The organism is Streptomyces sp. C1-1 (assembly GCF_050214755.1).
Taxonomy (GTDB): domain Bacteria; phylum Actinomycetota; class Actinomycetes; order Streptomycetales; family Streptomycetaceae; genus Streptomyces.
This window is the reverse complement of sequence record NZ_CP189826.1, coordinates 5,598,470-5,615,837: the sequence shown is the minus strand read 5'-3', so window position 1 is coordinate 5,615,837 and position 17,368 is coordinate 5,598,470. Positions and strand designations below refer to the sequence as shown.

At 71.8% G+C, this 17,368-nt stretch carries 15 protein-coding genes and 1 pseudogene; 8 read left to right on the top strand and 8 right to left on the bottom strand.

Going from position 1 to position 17,368, the window contains the following annotated elements:
- Nucleotide 1: 1 nt before the first annotated feature.
- Both purU and ACQF4J_RS25765 read right to left on the bottom strand, forming a co-directional pair.
- On the bottom strand, nucleotides 2–886 hold the full coding sequence (purU, locus tag ACQF4J_RS25770; protein WP_351560843.1) for a formyltetrahydrofolate deformylase: 885 nt from the start codon (nucleotides 884–886) through the stop codon (nucleotides 2–4).
- Nucleotides 887–932: 46 nt separating this feature from the next.
- Entirely contained in the window at nucleotides 933–1,433 is a 501-nt protein-coding gene (locus tag ACQF4J_RS25765; protein ID WP_142152877.1) for an SCO4402 family protein, read from the bottom strand.
- Nucleotides 1,434–1,550: 117 nt separating this feature from the next.
- Between ACQF4J_RS25765 and ACQF4J_RS25760 the strand changes: the two genes are divergently transcribed.
- A complete protein-coding gene (locus tag ACQF4J_RS25760; protein ID WP_351560841.1) occupies nucleotides 1,551–2,858 on the top strand; it encodes an ABC transporter substrate-binding protein in 1,308 nt (435 codons plus the stop codon).
- 20 nt (nucleotides 2,859–2,878) lie between these two features.
- Here ACQF4J_RS25760 and ACQF4J_RS25755 read toward each other — a convergent pair whose 3' ends face one another.
- Together ACQF4J_RS25755 and ACQF4J_RS25750 are read right to left on the bottom strand one after the other, a co-directional pair.
- On the bottom strand, nucleotides 2,879–4,657 hold the full coding sequence (locus ACQF4J_RS25755; protein ID WP_427166873.1) for a hypothetical protein: 1,779 nt from the start codon (nucleotides 4,655–4,657) through the stop codon (nucleotides 2,879–2,881).
- Nucleotides 4,658–4,846: 189 nt separating this feature from the next.
- The gene (locus tag ACQF4J_RS25750) at nucleotides 4,847–6,232 is read right to left on the bottom strand and encodes a transcriptional regulator (RefSeq protein WP_351560837.1); all 1,386 of its coding nucleotides are present in this window, start codon (nucleotides 6,230–6,232) and stop codon (nucleotides 4,847–4,849) included.
- A gap of 328 nt (nucleotides 6,233–6,560) precedes the next feature.
- Here ACQF4J_RS25750 and ACQF4J_RS25745 point away from each other — a divergent pair, with 328 nt between their 5' ends.
- The 3 genes from ACQF4J_RS25745 to ACQF4J_RS25735 all read left to right on the top strand — a co-directional run bounded on the left by ACQF4J_RS25745 (nucleotide 6,561) and on the right by ACQF4J_RS25735 (nucleotide 9,666).
- A complete protein-coding gene (locus ACQF4J_RS25745) occupies nucleotides 6,561–7,223 on the top strand; it encodes a bifunctional DNA primase/polymerase (RefSeq protein ID WP_427166872.1) in 663 nt (220 codons plus the stop codon).
- Nucleotides 7,224–7,303: 80 nt separating this feature from the next.
- Nucleotides 7,304–8,074, top strand: a complete 771-nt coding sequence (locus ACQF4J_RS25740; protein WP_351560833.1) for an ABC transporter ATP-binding protein — start codon at nucleotides 7,304–7,306, stop codon at nucleotides 8,072–8,074.
- Complete coding sequence (locus ACQF4J_RS25735; RefSeq protein ID WP_351560831.1) at nucleotides 8,071–9,666, top strand: transporter; 1,596 nt, start codon at nucleotides 8,071–8,073, stop codon at nucleotides 9,664–9,666. Before ACQF4J_RS25740 ends, ACQF4J_RS25735 begins: the two co-directional genes overlap by 4 nt.
- Before the next feature lie 177 nt (nucleotides 9,667–9,843).
- Here ACQF4J_RS25735 and ACQF4J_RS25730 read toward each other — a convergent pair whose 3' ends face one another.
- Complete coding sequence (locus ACQF4J_RS25730) at nucleotides 9,844–10,764, bottom strand: alpha/beta fold hydrolase (protein ID WP_351560829.1); 921 nt, start codon at nucleotides 10,762–10,764, stop codon at nucleotides 9,844–9,846.
- 571 nt (nucleotides 10,765–11,335) lie between these two features.
- Nucleotides 11,336–12,028, bottom strand: a complete 693-nt coding sequence (locus ACQF4J_RS25725; protein WP_058924701.1) for a metal-dependent transcriptional regulator — start codon at nucleotides 12,026–12,028, stop codon at nucleotides 11,336–11,338.
- 262 nt (nucleotides 12,029–12,290) lie between these two features.
- Between ACQF4J_RS25725 and ACQF4J_RS25720 the strand changes: the two genes are divergently transcribed.
- On the top strand, nucleotides 12,291–13,046 hold the full coding sequence (locus tag ACQF4J_RS25720) for an SIS domain-containing protein (protein WP_427166871.1): 756 nt from the start codon (nucleotides 12,291–12,293) through the stop codon (nucleotides 13,044–13,046).
- Between the two features lie 76 nt (nucleotides 13,047–13,122).
- Here the strand turns inward: ACQF4J_RS25720 and ACQF4J_RS25715 are convergent, their stop codons facing one another.
- Entirely contained in the window at nucleotides 13,123–14,529 is a 1,407-nt protein-coding gene (locus ACQF4J_RS25715) for a PAS domain-containing protein (RefSeq protein WP_351799001.1), read from the bottom strand.
- Nucleotides 14,530–14,692: 163 nt separating this feature from the next.
- Nucleotides 14,693–15,514 carry a GNAT family N-acetyltransferase gene (locus ACQF4J_RS25710; RefSeq protein WP_427166870.1) on the bottom strand — a complete coding sequence of 274 codons (822 nt, stop codon included), beginning with the start codon at nucleotides 15,512–15,514 and terminating at the stop codon, nucleotides 14,693–14,695.
- Nucleotides 15,515–15,770: 256 nt separating this feature from the next.
- Here ACQF4J_RS25710 and ACQF4J_RS25705 point away from each other — a divergent pair, with 256 nt between their 5' ends.
- The 3 genes and pseudogenes from ACQF4J_RS25705 to ACQF4J_RS25695 all read left to right on the top strand — a co-directional run bounded on the left by ACQF4J_RS25705 (nucleotide 15,771) and on the right by ACQF4J_RS25695 (nucleotide 17,140).
- Complete coding sequence (locus ACQF4J_RS25705; protein WP_427168613.1) at nucleotides 15,771–16,304, top strand: RRXRR domain-containing protein; 534 nt, start codon at nucleotides 15,771–15,773, stop codon at nucleotides 16,302–16,304.
- A pseudogene (locus ACQF4J_RS25700) lies at nucleotides 16,301–16,483 on the top strand (RNA-guided endonuclease IscB); the annotation flags it as partial. The gene ACQF4J_RS25705 and the pseudogene ACQF4J_RS25700, both read left to right, overlap by 4 nt.
- Before the next feature lie 135 nt (nucleotides 16,484–16,618).
- Nucleotides 16,619–17,140, top strand: coding sequence for a hypothetical protein (locus ACQF4J_RS25695; RefSeq protein WP_427168717.1), 522 nt, complete (start codon nucleotides 16,619–16,621; stop codon nucleotides 17,138–17,140).
- Nucleotides 17,141–17,368: the final 228 nt, after the last annotated feature.

Genomic DNA, 17,368 nt, shown 5'->3' with positions numbered 1-17,368 from the left:
CTTAGGCGAACACCACAGTGCGCCGCCCGTTCAGCAGAATCCTCCGCTCGGCATGCCACTTCACCGCCCGGGCCAGCGCCTGGCACTCCACGTCCCGCCCGATCGCCACCAGCTGGTCCGGCGTGACGTCGTGCCCGACCCGCTCGACCTCCTGCTCGATGATCGGCCCCTCGTCGAGATCCGCGGTCACGTAGTGCGCGGTCGCCCCGATGAGCTTGACCCCCCGGGCGTGCGCCTGGTGATAGGGCTTCGCACCCTTGAAGCTCGGCAGGAACGAGTGGTGGATGTTGATGATCCGCCCGTTCAGCTGCTTGCACAGGTCGTCGGAGAGCACCTGCATGTACCGGGCCAGCACGACGAGTTCGACGTCGTTCTGCCGGACCACCTCGAGCAGCCGTGCCTCGGCCTCCGCCTTGGTGTCCTTCGTCACCGGGATGTGGTGGAAGGGAACGTTGTACGAGCCCACCAGCTCGGCGAAGTCCGTGTGGTTGGACACCACGGCCGCGATCTCCACCGGCAGCGCGCCGATACGGGCCCGGAAGAGCAGGTCGTTCAGGCAGTGCCCGAACCTGCTGACCATCAGGACGATCCGCATCTTCTCGTCGGCCCGGTTGATCTGCCAGTCCATGTGGAAGGCGTCACCGATCGCCGCGAAGCTCGCCCGCAGCTTGTCCACGGTCACCGACTCGTCCGCCGAGAAGTGGACGCGCATGAAGAACAGACCCGTGTCGTGGTCGCCGAACTGCTGACTGTCCTCGATGTTGCAGCCGGTCATGAACAGGTAGCTCGACACGGCGTGCACGATGCCCTGCTTGTCCGGGCAGGAAAGAGTGAGGACGTACTGGTCGGCGGGGTTCGCCGCGGCTCGGGTGGACTGCTCGCTCATGCAGGACAGGGTCCCATAAGTGAACTCGGGTCCGAACCGGCGTCCGCTAAGCGGAACGCGTCATGATCCGCAGCACCTCGAGGGTCCGCGGCGGCGCGTCCGGGTCCTCGCCGTCGGACACGGCCATGCGGACGTGCGCGTCCCGCGCCGCCCGTACCGCCTCCGGCCAGCCCTGGTGCTCCAGGTAGGCGGAGACCGGGGCGTCCGGCCCGACCTGGTGCATGATCCGCAGCACCCGCAGCACGGCGGTGTCGACGAGGGCCGCCTCCTGGGAGTCCCGGAAGATCGTGCCCACGTACTTCTCGGCTGACCAGTTGTCCAGCCAGGTGTCCTCGACCAGGCGGTACACGGCGTCGGTGACGTCCCCGTACCCGTCGACCCCGGCCAGCCAGACGTTCTGCTGGAACCCCGGGTCGGAGAGCATGTGCAGCGCGGAGCGCACATTGCTGCGCCAGCGCCACCACGGCATGTCGTTCAGTGGCATACCGCCCATGGTGGAGGAGCGACGACCGCGACGGGAAGAGTTGTCCGAACCTTGCACGGTCACCGATCGTACGTTCTTTCGCACTCGCGCCTCACCGGCCCCCGTAATTCACCTGCACGTCACCGATCAATAACCCTAGGTCACCTCGGGGTTGGCGATGTGACGGAAGCGTGTGGGTCCATGACCGGCAGGCGACGCTTCCGCAGCACCTTCCTCCCCCTACGCACCCGGCCCGGCAGAGCGACCGCCCTCGCGGCGGGAGCCCTGGTGGTGTGTGCGTCCCTCGCCACCGGATGCGGGGTCATCCCCGGTACCACGGGGGGTGCCGGGGACGGCCCGATCACCGTGATGACCTGGGCACCGCAGGACACCAACGCCACCAACAAGCCCGGCATGCCGGCCTTCGCCCAGGCCTACGCCCGGTACGTCAACGCCCACGGCGGCCTGGGCGGCCGTAAGCTCAAGGTCCTCACCTGCAACGACCACAACGACAGCGTGGCCGCCGCCAAGTGCGCCCGGACGGCCGTCAAGGAGAACGTCGTCGCGGTCGTCGGCTCCTACAGCCAGTACGGCGAGTCCTACCTCCCCGACCTGGAGGGCGCCGGCATCCCCTTCATAGGCGGCTACGGCGCCACCACCTCCGAGTTCACCAGCCCGCTGTCCTACCCGGTCAACGGCGGCCAGCCGACGCTGCTGGCCGGCCTCGGCAAGGAACTCGCCGCGAGCTGCGGGCCCGTCGCGCTGGTCCGGCCCGACACCATCGCGGGCGACGAGCTTCCCCCCATGCTCGACTCCGGCCTGAAGGCCGGCGGGCACCAGCCCTCGATCGACCAGCGGGCCGCCGACGACACCACCGAGTACGCCGGACCCGCCGAGAAGGCCCTGGCCGCCACCACCGCCGGCTCGGCGAAGAAGGGGTGCGCGATCCCCGCGCTCGGGGACCGCACCAGCACCTTCATGGACTCCTTCCGGCGCGAGCGCGAGGAGCATCCGGCGGTACGGACCGCGGCCACCCTCGACAGCGTCGACCAGACGGTCATCAACGAGTCCGGCGGGGCGTCCGGACCGTACGAGGGCTCCTACGTCACCGGCTGGTACCCGGTGTCGAGCGACCCGCGCTGGGCCCCGATGAAGAAGGTGATCAGCGAGCAGGCCTTCGGCGACAACAGGATCGACGCCGGCGACGTCGGCGTGCAGACGACCTGGATCGCCTACACGGTGTTCAAGAAGGTCGTCGACTCGCTGGGCGGCGGAGACGTCACCGCCGACGCCGTGCGCCGCGCCCTCGACGACGGCCTGAAGGTCACCACCGGCGGACTGACGCCGCCCCTGAAGTGGAGCGACCAGGGCCCGGTGGCCACCATCGGCTTCTCCCGGATCGTCAACACCGACGTGACGCTGCAGGTCGTACGGCAGGGGCAGCTGGTGGCGGCGAAGCGGGGCTTCCTCGACGTGGCGACGACCCTGCAGGGCGCGGACGTCGACTGACCGCCCGCGCCGGGACCGGCTCAGAGCTGGGTCGGTCCGCGCTGGGTCAGGCCGTACGACTTCGCGATCGCGTTCCACAGCCGCGAGGCGCGGAGCTTCTGCTGGCTGGCGGTGCCGCTCGCCGCGTTGCCCGCCGCGGTCTGGCCGGTGGCGCGGGCCTGGCCCTTGTGGCAGCCCTTCCTGCCGCCGACCTGGTCGGCCCATGCCGCGTAGTGGTTGTCGGCGGACGCGGAGGCCTGCCAGGCCTTGGTGAGAGCGGTGGTCAGGTCGGCGTGGGCGGGGAGCCGGTCGACGGACAGGCCGGCCAGCCGGGTGACCAGCTCGCCGCGCTGCTTGGCGGCGGCGCGCAGGTCGGAGGCCGCGCCGCCCAGGTTCCTGCAGGCCTTCACGTCGGCCACCGCGTTGATCACCGACGCCCGGCTGTTGCCGCTGTCGGCCAAAAGCTTGTCCAGGGCGACGGCCTGCTGCTTGGCAGGGTCGGCGGACGGTGAGGCGGAGCCGTCACCGGCCGGGGCCGTGGCCGAGACCGGCTGGTTCTTGTCCTTGCCGTCGCCCCCGCCGCCACCGCCCAGCAGCGCGCCCGCGCCGACGCCGAGCACGACGATGCCGATGCCGACCGCCGCGATCAGCGGCACGCGCGACTTCGTACGGCCGCCGCGTCCGCCCCGGCCGCCGTCGTCGTCGCGTCCCGGCGGGAAGTACGAGGACTGGGGGCCGCCGTAGGCGGGCTGCGGCTGTGGCTGCTCGAAGCGCGGCAGCTGCTGCGTGGAGCCCGCCGGGGCCTCGCCGCCCGGTCCGCCGCGGAACAGGTTGTCGAACTCGGCGGGCGGCTGACGGTGGTCGCCCACCGGCGGGATGAACTGCGTCGCCTGCGCGTCCGGGTCGGCGGCGGACGGCAGCGGCCCGGCACCGGCCAGGTCCGGCCGGCCGAGGAACTGGGTCGCCTCACCGGAGTGGTGTCCACCGGTCTCGGGCGGCAGCGCGCCGGGGCCCACGGGCGGCAGGAACTGGGTCGCCCCCTCGTCCGCGGGTGCCGCGGGCACGGGCGGCAGATACTGCGTCGCCCCCTCGCTCCCGGGCGCACCGCCGGTGACCGGCGGTATGAGCTGGGTGGCGCCTTCGTCGGCGGGGGGCAGAGGGGCGCCGAAGGCGGCGGGAGCACCGTAGCCGGCGGGCTGCTGGGCGTCCTGGCCCATGGGCTGGGCGGGCGGCATGGTCGCCCCGGAGCCGGCCGCGCCGTAGCCGCCGGCGGCCGTGCCCGGTGCGGCGCCCGGGTAGGGGTTCGCGGGCGGCAGCGGGGAGCCGGACGTCGGCTGGTGGGCGGCGGGCGCGTAGCCGTCGTGCGGCGAGGCGCCCGGCATGGGCTGCGCCGCGCCGCCGTAGGACGCGGACGGCGCGCCCTCCTGCGGCAGCGGCTGGGGCCCGGCGTTCCACTGGTCGGTGGCCGGCGGCTGGTAGGGGCCGGGCGTGCCCCAGGACTGGGCCGGCGGGGCGTCCCAGCCCTGGCCCGGCTCCGGGGGCGCGGTCTCCTGCCGGTCGGGGCCCCAGGGCGTGCCCCAGGACTGCCCGCCGGGCGGGGCCGAGGCCGGCGTCTGCGGCCCGGGCTGCTGTCCGGCGTAGGGGCCGCCGTACTGCGCGGTGTGCGATCCGCCCTGATGGCCCTGCGGCGAAACGTTCTGCGGGCGGGCCTGGTTGCCCAGCATGCCCGGCAGCAACGGTTCGCCGCCGTCGGAGGGCAGCACGATGCCTTCGCGCGCCTGGCGCTGCGAGGGCTCCTCGCTCTGTCCACTCTGCGTCACCGGGACTCCTACTAATGGGGGACCTTGTGAAACCGTCGGCTCACGCTACCGGGTCCCCCGAGCCGGGTGCCACGCAGCTCAGGGCGCAACCTCCTCCCCTGTGACGGCGGTAACAGGGGAGCTCTACAGCTCGTCGTATATGTCCACCTCCGATCGCACCCGAGCGTCAACCAAGCGTTTCCCGCCCGTTCATGCCGCCGGTTGCAGCTCCATCCGGGCCCCGAACTCCCGTACCACCGGCTCCTCCCGGTACGGCTCCAGCCGCTGCTGGAAGTCCTCCAGGTACTCGGCGCCCCGGTTGGAGCGCACGCTCTCCAGCAACTCCACCGCTTTCAGGCCGGTGTTGCAGGCCTGCTCGATCTCGCGCTGCTGCACCTGCGCGGTGGCCAGCAGCACATACCCGATGGCCCGCCTGCGCGCCTTCGTCTCCGGCAGTCCGGCCAGCGACTCCTCCGCGCGCCGCGCCGCCGCCTCGGCCTGGCCGAGGTCGCGGTGGCAGTGCGCCAACTCGTCGGCGAGATAGGCCTCGTCGAAGTGCGCGATCCACACCGGGTCGTCCCCGGAGGCGGAGTCGGCCGACTCCAGCGCGCTCACCGCCCGCCCGGACGCCAGCTGGGCCGCCCGCGCATCTCCCATCAGGGCGTGTCCGCGCGCCTCCGCCGCGTGGAACATGGCCTCCGCGCGCGGGGTCACGCGCCCGCGCGCCCCCTCCTGCGCCGCCCGCGCCAACTGGGCGATCTCGCGCGGGTTTCCGAGCTGCGCGGCGAGGTGGCTCATGGAGGCGGCCAGCACATAGCCGCCGTAGCCACGGTCGCCGGCCGCCTGGGCGAGCCGCAGCGCCTGGATGTAGTACCGCTGGGCCAGGCCGGGTTGACCGGTGTCGACGGCCATGTACCCGGCGAGTTCGGTGAGTCGGGCGACCGCGGCGAACAGGTCGCGGCCCACCGCCTCGCGGTAGGAGCCCGCCAGCAGCCCCGAGACGACGCTGTTGAGGTAGTGCACGACGACCGGGCGCACATGCCCGCTGCCGTACTGGTGGTCTAGATCCACGAGCGCCTGCGTCATCGCCTGCACGGCGGCCACGTCGGACTGGCCGACCCGTGGCCCCGCCGAGCGCGCCACCTGCGAGTCGGGCGAGGAGATCAGCCAGTCACGGCTGGGCTCGACCAGTGCGGAGGCGGCGACGGACGAGCCGGACAGGAAGTCCCGCCGGCCCACGTCGCTGCGCCACAGCTCGCAGACCTGCTCGATGGCCCCCAGCACCGTCGGCGAGAACTGCAGACCGACGCCCGAGGCGAGGTTCTTGCCGTTGGCCATGCCGATCTCGTCGATCGTGACCGTACGGCCCAGCTTGCGGCCCAGCGCCTCGGCGATGATCGCGGGCGCCCTGCCTCGCGGCTGCTGTCCGCGCAGCCAGCGGGCCACGGACGTCTTGTCGTAGCGCAGGTCGAGGCCGTGCTCGGCGCCGCACATGTTGACCCGGCGGGCGAGCCCGGCGTTCGAGCACCCCGCCTCCTGGATGAGCGCCTGCAGCCGTTCGTTCGGCTGCCGCGCGACGAGAGGCCTTGCGGCCATTGGCACTACCCCCTGTGGCTGCGGTGCCTGCCCACGCACCGAGTTGGCGTGTCTTCCACGACCGAACCCCTCGCCCTGGGAGGCGAGAAGATCCGGCCTTGAAGATCGATGCCCCGCCGACATGCGCAAAATGCGCGTCATGCGAGGAATTCCGAGGATTGCCGGGGTAAGGGCCTCTTGAACGGAAGCCGCCCCCTTCGTGGCTACCCAGCTCACGCCGTGCTTCCTCCCGCGCGCCCCCACACGTGCATCCATGCGCCCCGGACGAGGGATCGATGCCCCTCCCCCGCGCGCGTTACGCCCGTAACTCCAGGTGGGTGCGGGAGTTGTGTTCATCGTGGAAGAGACGATCGCGGGCACCGAAGCCGCTCAGATCCCGAAGCAGCGCGGCGAATCGCTGCTGGAGACAGCCGTACGCTACGCCGAGGAGCGCCACTGGGACGTCTTTCCCGGCACCTGGCTGGAGGCCCTGGACGGGGTGCAGCACTGTTCCTGCGGCGACGCCGCGTGCGCCGCGCCGGGCGCGCATCCCGCGCGGGACGACTGGGCGACGCAGGCCACCGGCAGTGCGACCGTCGCGCGCCGGATGTGGCAGAAGCAGCCGAGGGCGTCGATCCTGCTGCCCACGGGGCGTACGTTCGACGCGATCTCCGTCGCCGAGACGGCCGGTTTCCTGGCGCTGGCCCGCATGGAGCGCATGGAGTTGACGCTGGGGCCCGTGACGCTGACGCCGGACCGGCGGATGCACTTCTTCGTGCTGCCGGGCGCCTCGATGAAGGTGCCGGACCTGCTGCGCAAGCTCGGCTGGGCTCCCACGTCCCTGGATCTGGCGGTGCTCGGGGAGGGCGCTTACGTGGCCGCGCCGCCCACCCGGTTCGGCTCGCGCGGCGCCGTTCAGTGGGCCTGCCGGCCCACGCCCGCCAATCGCTGGCTGCCGGACGCGGAGGAGCTGACGTCGCCGCTGGCCTACGCGTGCGGCCGGGACAGGTGACGTCCGCCCGCGCGGCGGAGCCCGCACATCTGGTGCGGCCTGCACCCCTGAGGGGCGCCACCTGCCCGTAGGGTTCACTCATGACCTCAGCCGCCGTACGCGTTCAAGGCCTCTGGAAACGGTTCGGGCAGCAGATCGCGGTCGCCGGGATCGATCTCGAGCTGCCCGCAGGGAAGTTCATCGGGCTCGTCGGGCCCAACGGGGCCGGGAAGACCACCACCCTCTCCATGGTGACCGGGCTGCTGCGGCCGGATCAGGGCACCGTCGAGGTCGTGGGGCACGACGTGTGGCGGGATCCGGTGGCGGTGAAGGCGCGGATCGGCGTGCTCCCGGAGGGACTGCGGCTGTTCGAGCGGCTGTCGGGCCGCGAACTGCTCGTCTACAGCGGCCGGTTGCGCGGACTGCCCGGCGCCGAGGTCGACAAGCGGGCCACGCAACTGCTCGACGTGCTGGACCTGGCCGGTGCCCAGCACAAGCTCGTCGTCGACTACTCGACCGGCATGCGCAAGAAGATCGGGCTCGCGGCCGCCCTGCTGCACAATCCCGAAGCGCTCTTCCTGGACGAACCCTTCGAGGGCGTCGACCCGGTGTCCGCCCAGACCATCCGGGGCGTGCTGGAGCGCTACACCGCATCGGGCGCCACCGTCGTCTTCTCCTCCCACGTCATGGAGCTCGTCGAGTCCCTGTGCGACTGGGTCGCCGTGATGGCCGCCGGCCGCATCCGCGCCCAGGGCACCCTCGCCGAGGTCCGCGGCGACGCCCCCTCGCTGCAGAAGGCGTTCCTGGAACTCGTCGGCGCCGGCGGGCGCGACACCGGTTCCGATCTCGACTGGCTGGGCGGCGGGCGATGACGACCGCCGACGTCACTGCCGTCGTCGTACGGCTGAAGCTGTCGCTGCTGCGCAACGGGCTGCGGCAGTCGGGCGGCCGGCGGGCCGCGTACGTCGCCTCCGCGGTCGTCGTGCTGCTGTTCGGGGCGCTGCAGCTGCTGGGCCTGGTCGCGCTGCGCGGGCACGCGCACGCCGAGTCGGTGGTCGTGCTGCTGACGGCCGTACTGGCGCTGGGCTGGGCGGTGATGCCGCTGTTCTTCCCGAGCGGTGACGAGACCCTGGACCCGACCCGTCTGGTGATGCTGCCGCTGCGCCCGCGGCCTCTGGTACGGGCTCTGCTGGCGGCCTCCCTCGTCGGCATCGGGCCGCTGTTCACCCTGCTCCTGCTGACCGGCTCGGTGATCACGGTCGCGCACGGCGGAGCGGCGTACGCCGTCGGCGTCGTCGCCGTCGTGCTGGCACTGCTGGTCTGCGTGGCCCTCGCGCGGGCCGTCGCCGCCGCCAACATCCGACTGCTGACCAGCCGCAAGGGCCGCGATCTGGCGGTGCTCAGCGGGCTCGTCATCGCGATCGGCGCGCAGCTGGTCAACTTCGGTGCGCAGCGGCTGGGTTCGAGCGGGCTCGCGCAGCTCGCGCCGGCGGGCGACGTGGTGAAGTGGGTGCCGCCCGCCTCGGCGATCGGCGCGGTGGACTCGGTGAGCTCCGGTGCGTACGGGGCAGCCGCCGCCCAACTGGCGCTCAGCGCGGGCGCGTTGGCCGCCCTCATCGCCGTGTGGTCGCGCCACCTGACCCGGCTGATGACCTCGCCCGACGGGTCGACGCTGCAGGTGTCCGCCGAACCCGCCGCCCGGGGCCGCGCCGGCTCCGGCCTCTCGCGGCTGCTGCCGGCCGGCCGCACCGGCACGGTCATGGAACGCAGCCTGCGGTACGTGTGGCGCGACCCCAAGACCAAGGCGGCCTGGGTGACGTCGCTGGCCATCGGCCTGATCGTGCCCGTCTTCAACGCCCTGCAGGGCACCGGCTCCGTCTACTTCGCGTGCTTCGCCGCCGGCATGCTCGGCATCCAGATGTACAACCAGTTCGGGCAGGACACGTCCGCGTTCTGGATCGTCGCGCTGACCATCTCCTCCGGCCGGGACGCCTACGTGGAGCTGCGCGGACGGGCGCTCGCCCTGCTCGTGATCACGCTGCCGTACGCCACCCTCGTCACGGTCGTGACGACCGCGATGCTCGGCGACTGGCCCCGGCTGCCCGAGGTCCTCGGCCTCTCCTTCGCGCTGCTCGGCGCGATGCTGGCCACCGGCGCCTGGACGTCCGCCCGTTTCCCGTACTCCATCCCGCAGGAGGGCTACAAGAACGTGGCCCCCGGCCAGACCGGCCTCGCCTGGATCTCGATCTTCGGCGGCATGGTCTCGGCGGCCCTGTTGTCCGCGCCGGTCATCGCCGCCGCGATCTGGGCGAACGTGGCGCAGGACGGCGACTCCTGGGGCTGGCTGCTGCTGCCGGTCGGAGCCGCCTACGGTGCGGCGATCGCCTGGGCGGGCCTGCGTCTGGCCGCCCCGCGCACGGCGGCCCGCCTCCCGGAGATCCTGACCGCGGTGAGCAAGGGATGAGGCCCTGGGGCCTGTCGTTTGGATCAACTCGGCGTCGCGGGGACTGGCACGCACATCTGCCGCGTTGTCGTCACTCGCCGACTCCCTCCTCCGCCTCGCAGCTGCACGCACCAGACCCCGCTCGGGTCCGCCACAAGGCACTGCCACCTGCGGCCGACCTGATCCAAACGACAGGCCCTAGGGGCTGGTGAGTACGGCGTCCAGGAACGGCTCGATCGCCGCTCGCCAGCCCTCCGGCTGGTCGTAGTGCACGAGGTGCCCGGCGTCGGCGACCTCCGCGTACTCCCCGCGGGGCAGCACCCGGACCATCTCCTGGGCCTCGGCCCGGCCCAGCTCCCCGTCGAGTCCCCGGACCACCAGCGCCGGGCACCGCACCTGTGCCAGCTCCTCCCAGTGCGCGTCGTAGACCCAGGTCTCCCGGGACTTCAGCATCTGGTCGGGGTCGAAGACGGGCCGCCAGCCGTCGGCGCCCTCGTGCATGACCTCGGCGTAGAACTCCCCGCGCGCGGGGTTGGGCCGCTCGACCCAGGGGTCGTCCTCGCCGAACCACTTGCGCACGTCGGCCAGGGTGGCGAAGGGGGCGGGCCAGGCCCGGAACCAGTCGGCCCACTCGCGCTGTGAGGCGGCGCCGAGGGCGGAGGCCCGCATGTCGCAGATGATCACGCCCCGTACCAGGTCGGGGCGCCTGGCGGCGAGCTGCCAGGCGGTGAGCGCGCCCATGGCGTGCCCGATGAGGACGGCCGGGGCGAGGCCGAGCTGTTCGAGTGCGGCCTCCGCGTCCTCGACGTATGCCTCACGGGTGAAGGCGGCCTGCGGGGGCTTGTCGCTCTGGCCGTGGCCGCGCTGGTCGAGTGCGACGGCGCGGTGTCGCTCGGAGAGCCAGCGGGCGGTGGAGGCCCAGTGCGAGGCGCGGCCCATCAGGCCGTGCAGTAACAGGACCCCGGGCCCGTGCTCCTGCTGGACCGGCTGGGCGGCCCGGTCCGGGGGGCCGGGCTGTTCCGGTACGAGGGTGGCGGGGTCCGCCTTGGGAGGGTCCCCGAACTCCCAGGCCGCGAGGCGTACGCCACCCGCCCCGGTCACGTCGATGCGTCGCGCCATGGTTCTGGCACCCCCCTAGCTCCGCTCGGACCGCTCGCTCCCGCTCGAGCCGACCGGTCCTGTGAACCGTGTCCTGCCGTGCCGTGCCGTGCCGTGCAGCTGCCTGTTCTGGTGCTTGTTCCGGTGCTGCTTCCCGCTGTGCACTCACTGCTGAAGCGCGGATTCCGCCCGCCCTGTCACCCGCAGACTATCGAATAGGTATTCGAAAATGCCTCGTCTGCCGATAACACCCCTCGTTCGAGTGACCACGCTCAAGGAATGATCGCCGCTGCCGAGGGGAGATCTTCTGCGGGAGGCGGACCGCTCGGGGAAACCGGTCCGAGGGGAATGACCCTGAGAGCTCGGGGCTCCGGGTCAGCACAGGGGAGGACAGGCCCCGGCGCCGCACGGCGCCGGGGCCCTCCACGCGACTGCGGCACATCCTCCGCCCCCTCCGGTCATATGCCTCACGGGCAAGCCTCGCACGCGACCCGTCGGAGCGCTGCGATTCGACGCACTGAATCTCGGATTCCACGGGCCGTCAAGACGCCCCCACCGACTTCCGGCCCCCCGGAGTCGGCCCGACCGCCCCTCAGCGCTTGGCGACGAAGACGTGGGAGGCCACGTCCGCCTCCAGCTCGGCCGCCTCTCCCCCACTGCCGACCAGCACACCGCCCGCCGACTCCGTCACGCTCACCACCGAGCCGGGCTGCACCCCCGCCCGCCGCAGCGTGTACATCAGCTGCGCGTCCGTCTGGATCGGCTCGCCGATACGGCGCACCACCACCGTCTTGCCGTCGGCCCCCGGGTCCAGGTCCGCCAGCGACACCATGCCCTCGTCCAGGAACGGGTCGGCGCCGTCCTTCTCCCCCAGCTCCTCCAGACCCGGGATCGGGTTGCCGTACGGCGACTCGGTCGGGTGCCGCAGCAGCTCCAGCACGCGCCGCTCCACGGCCTCGCTCATCACGTGCTCCCAGCGGCACGCCTCCGCGTGCACCTGCTCCCACTCCAGGCCGATCACATCGACGAGCAGACACTCGGCGAGACGGTGCTTGCGCATCACGCGCGTGGCGAGCCGACGGCCCTCGTCCGTCAGCTCCAGATGCCGGTCGGCGGCCACTGCGACCAGTCCGTCCCGCTCCATCCGCGCCACCGTCTGACTCACGGTCGGCCCGCTCTGGTCGAGCCGCTCGGCGATCCGGGCACGCATGGGGACCACACCTTCCTCCTCCAGCTCGAGGATGGTGCGGAGATACATCTCCGTGGTGTCGATCAGTCCGGACATACGTGCCCCTCGATGAGATCTGCCGGAAGCACGAACGGCTTCCCGGCGCGTGCGCTGGCCCTGGACTCAATTCTGACGCATAGCACTGACAACCGTGCCGCACCGTTGAAACCACGGCGTTACGGGCGAGTACGGAGCCATGGCCGGCTCCGGCCGCGCGGGCCCCCCGGACGGTCGGACGGCCGTATTGACACGGCACTGGTCCAGACCGCACCGTGATCCGCGACACGGACTCCGCACGGTGCGCCCCGAAAGGACCCGCATGAGCGACGGCAGCCTGGCCGACCAGTTCCTCGACGCCGCGATCGAACTCCTCAAGCGCGTACGTGACGAGCAGACGGAGTCCATCACGGCGGCCGGCACCCTGCTCGCCGACACCGTCGCCGACGGCGGCCGCCTCTTCGCCTTCGGCGCGGGCCACTCCTCCCTGCCCGCCCAGGACGTCGTCTACCGCGCCGGCGGCCTGGCCCTGATGAACCTCCTCGTCGTACCCGGCGTCGTGGGCGTCGACGTCATGCCCGCCACGCTGGGCTCCGCCCTGGAGCGCGTCGACGGCCTCGCGAGCGCCGTCCTGGACACCTCCCCGCTCCGCGCCGGCGACGCCCTGGTCATCATCTCCCTCTCCGGCCGCAACGCCCTGCCCGTCGAGATGGCCATGAACGCCCGCGCCCTGGGCGTGCGGGTCATCGGCGTCACCTCGGTGGCATACGCGACCGAGACCCGCTCCCGCCACGCCTCCGGCACCTACCTGAAGGACCACTGCGACATCGTCCTCGACTCCAAGATCGCCATCGGCGACGCGACTCTCGCCCTGGACACCGTCCCCGCCCCCTTCGCCCCCGCCTCGACCGTCGTCACCAGCGCGATCATGCAGGCGGTGATGGCCACGGCGGCCGGCTCCCTGGCGGACCGCGGCATCGAACCGCCGCTGCTCAGGTCGGGAAACGTGGACGGCGGGCACGAGTGGAACGGACGGGTGATGAAGGAGTACGGGGACCGGATCTTCTACCGGCAGTAGACGGCGGCCCGTACCGGCGACAGGGCCACGGCCGACCGCCCGGCGGCGGCCCCCGACGGCCACGCGGCCCGCCCTCCTACTCCCGCCCCACGACCCCCGCGAGATCCAGCGCCGACGCGATCCGCACCGCGACATCCTCCGCGTACACGGCGTCGCTCCGCTCGAACGAACTCCGGCCGGCCCCCCGCAGAAACGTCACGACCCCCAGCGTCCGCCCCCGGCTGCGCAACACCGCGCACAACGCGTGCACCGCGTCCGCCGGCCACTGCCGCCCCACGGCCCAGTCCCGCGCCTGCTCCGCCGACACCGACCCCACACTGGCCCGCACCGACCCCGCCCGCTCCACGCACTGCAACGCCGGATGCCCCTGCCCGTACCGCACCGGCAGCCCCGCAGCACCCGTCAGCAGACTGGGCCCCGGCGCACCCGAGGGCGTCGCCGCGACCCGCACCAGCCGCACCGGCCCCTCCGCCTCCGCGTCGGACACCGGGCCCCCCGCCACCCGGTCGATCAGCGCGTGATCGGCGAACCCGGCCAGCGCGAAGTCCAGATGGACCGTCGCCGCCTCCCGCGGGTCCTCGCACTCCGCCGCAGCCCGGGCCGCCCGGTGCAGCTGGTTCGCCCGGAACCGCAGCAGCGACGCCTCCTGCTCACCCTGCTTGCCCTCGGTGACGTCCACGAACAGCCAGCCGACCCCGAGCGGCACCGGCTCCTCCGCGAGCGGCGAGGCCAGCCGCACGAACCCGCACCGCCAGCACCGCCGCTGCTCGCCCTCCGGCGTGCGCACGCTCACCCAGATCTCGGCCGGCGCGGGCGGCGCGCCCTCCGCCAGCACATGCGTGAGCGCGCTCTCCAGCTCCTCCACACCCTGCGCGAGCAACTCGCCCAGAGGCCGCCCCAGCGCGGACGTACGGCCGATGCCCAGCGACCGCGCGGCATGCGCGTTCACCACCGCCGGCCGCAGATCGGCGTCGACGAGCACGACGCCCCAGCTGGCATCCTCGAACAACGCCTCGCTCAGCGCGATCGACCGCTCCAGGTCGATCTGCGTGTGCACCTCGCTGAAGGCGCAGTACACCCCAGCGGGCTTGCCGTCCGGGCCGCGCACGGCCGCCGACTGCGTCCGTACGAGCACCCGTCCGCCGTCCTTGGTCAGCAGCGCGAACTCGTGCACCTGACGTCCGGGGGCCTCCATGGCGGACATCAGCCGCCCCTCGACCTCCTCCGCGTCCGCCTCCCGCACGGCCCACCCGGCGAAACCGTGCCGCCCCACGGCCTCCGCCGCGGTCCAGCCCAGGATTCGCTCGGCCTCGCGGTTCCAGTGCGTGACGACACCGCCCGCGTCGAAGGCGCACAGCGCCGCGTCCATCCCGTCGAGCAGCGCCGCCAGCAGATCCGAGCCGTCGGGACCCACGGGACCGTCCCGCTCGGGCTCCTCGGGCCCCAGCTCGTCGGTGGTCCCACTACGCCGGGAAGCACTCACCTGGACCCCCTGCCAAGCTGCGTCCGCACGTACGGCACGCCGGTTCGCTCACTCGCAATCATCTAACTGGAACGTGACGCAGCACACACCGAGTTCCCACAAGATTGAAGGAATCGTTGCAAGCCGCCTCCGTCTCCAGCATCCGCCCATTGGCGGCCGAAGATCAATCCATTCCGAGCCGGAGATCGATCCACAGGTCGCTCCCACCGTCGAGCACGTACCGCTCCGTCTCCACGAACCCCCGCTTCACGGCGAACCGCAGCCCGTCCTCGTTGGCAGCCAGCACACACGTCTCGACGGCCCTCGCGCCCAGCACGCGCGCGTGGGCGAGACCCCGCTCGTACAGGGCCGCCCCGAACCCCCGCCCCCGGTACCCGGGCAGCACACGGGCGATCACGGTCGCCGTCGCACCCTCGCCCTCCGGCGGCCGCACGGTGGAACACCCGACGAGCACGTCCCCCAGGTACGCGTTCTCCATCCGGTACCGCCCCAGCCGCTCCCGGGCGTCGTCGAGGGACATCGCGGCGGGCGGCACGACCTCGTTGTGCACGTACCGCCACTCCTCCAGCATCTCCACCCCGTGCACGGCCTCGAACCGCAGCTCGGGCCGCCGCGCGTACACCTCGATCTCGATCCTCATCCGGGGGTCCGCCAGCCCGCACACCATCATCGTCGCCGCCGGCCGCACCTCCCCGAACGCCCGCCGCAGCACCGGCCAGCACGGCTCGAAGTCCTCCCGCTCGGGCAGCAGGTACCGCACCCGCACGACGTCCTCGAACCCGCACCCGGCCTCCGCGAGCGCGTCCCCGATGTTCCGCAGACACTGCTCGGCCTGCTCGACGACGTCCTCGGAGATCGTCATGGCCGAGTAGTCGAACCCCGTGGTCCCCGACACATGCACCCACTCCCCGTCGACCACGGCCCGGGCATACCCGATCCGCTCCTCGAAGTCAGACCCACTAAAAATCGCACGCCGGTTCGTCATGCGCGAAAAGGTAAGTGAGCAGCGGAGATGCGTCCATGACTTAACGACCGGGCCCTAGCACGGAGATCGGTGAGGTGTTCGAGGATTGGGCATTCGTCGCACGAATGAGCGCTACAGGGCGCTTTCATCCCCACTATTCCCCGTAATCACTAATGTGACCTGCTTACACGAGAAGGGAGGTCACTCGCTCCCCGGCGACAGCCGTCGAGTGACCAGCCCCAGTCATCACGATCGGACGATCAGGGAGGTGTACCCGATGACTACGTTTCCTGCAGGCGGGCAGTCCCACCAGGCTGTGCTTCCTCAGCAGCCTGCTCTGGAATCCGTGAGAGCAGACAACCCTGGGAGCAGGGACGAAACGGCTCATGGACACCCCGCCACCGCGCGGGGCACCGGCAGAGAACATGGGCGAGGGGAGACCGACGGGCGTTGCACCAAAACCCGTCGGCGTCACGCCGAGCCCGCTGCCACGGCGGCGGAGAAGGCAGAGAACGGGAGCGGTGACGCTCCCAGCAGCGACCGGCCGTACGCGGGCGGTGTGGGTGCGAGCCGGGTGTTCGTCCTCTCCAAGGACGGTCGGCCTCTCATGCCCTGCCACCCCGCCCGTGCTCGCGAACTCCTCCGCAGGGGAAGGGCCGTGGTCGCCCGGCAGGTTCCGTTCACTGTCAGGCTGAAAGACCGCGCGCTGACCGACTCGGAGATCGAAGGCGTCCAATTGCGCATCGACCCCGGAGCGAAAGGCACCGGTCCGGTCCTCACGGACGAGAAGAAGGTAATACGCACGCCATGAGTGCGGGCAGGCGGCTGTACGGCACTCAGTACGCTCGAGGCCCCCTTGCCGGGACCACGGTCCGCTCCTGCCTTCACGCCAGGTGGAACAGCTCCTGCGCCTACTGCGGCGCGACGGAAGTGCCTTTGAACATCGAGCACCTACAGCCTCGCAGCCGAGGCGGTTCGAACCGCATCTCCAACCTCGTCCTCGCATGCGTGCCCTGCAACAGGGCCAAAGGAAGCAGACCCGTCGAGCTATTTCTCGCCGACGATCCCGGCCGCCTGGAACGGATCGTCGAGCAGACCCGGGCGTCACTCCGCGGCGCTGCCGCGATGAACGCAACCCAGCAACGACTGACGGCGGGACTGGAGGCGCTCGGGAAACCCGTGTACACCTGGCCGGGCGCCCTGACGAAGGCGAACCGCGACGTCACCGGCCTCGGCAAGACGCACACTCTGGATGCGCTGTCCGTCGGCCCCTTCGGTCATGAGAGCGGGGACGCGATCGTTCGGGTTCCCGAGTTCGTCCTCGTCGTCGAAGCCACCGGACGCGGCTCCTACGCCCGTACCACCCCGGACCGCTTCGGATTCCCCCGTCTGCTGCGGACCCGCGCCAAGCGACATTTCGGCTACGTCACAGGGGACCTCGTGCGGGCCGTCATGCCCACGGGGAGGTGGAAGGGCACGTGGAGCGGTCGCATCTCCGTGCGCGCCAGGGGTCAGCACAGTCTCGCCACGCCCGGCGGACGCATCGACGTATGCCACGGGAACCTCCGGCTCCTCCAGCGGGGCGACGGCTGTGGCTACCGCACTCGCCCGGAGCCGGTGCCAGGAAGTTCATGGAAAAACGGTTGATCGGTGGCCGACCGGTTCTTAGGGTGAGGCTCATCGCTGAAAGGAGGTGATCCGGTACATGTATGAATCCCGGACGTGCGAGGTGGCTGCGGGCTAGCGGCCCGGCACCACATCGAGTGCGGTGCCGGACCAGCGCGTGAGAGAAGCGTGCAGCCGGCCCAATCCCAAGCAGTCACCCGACCCGCGAGCTCGCCGGTACGTCCGGCCGGCTCCTCCGCCGAGGCGGAG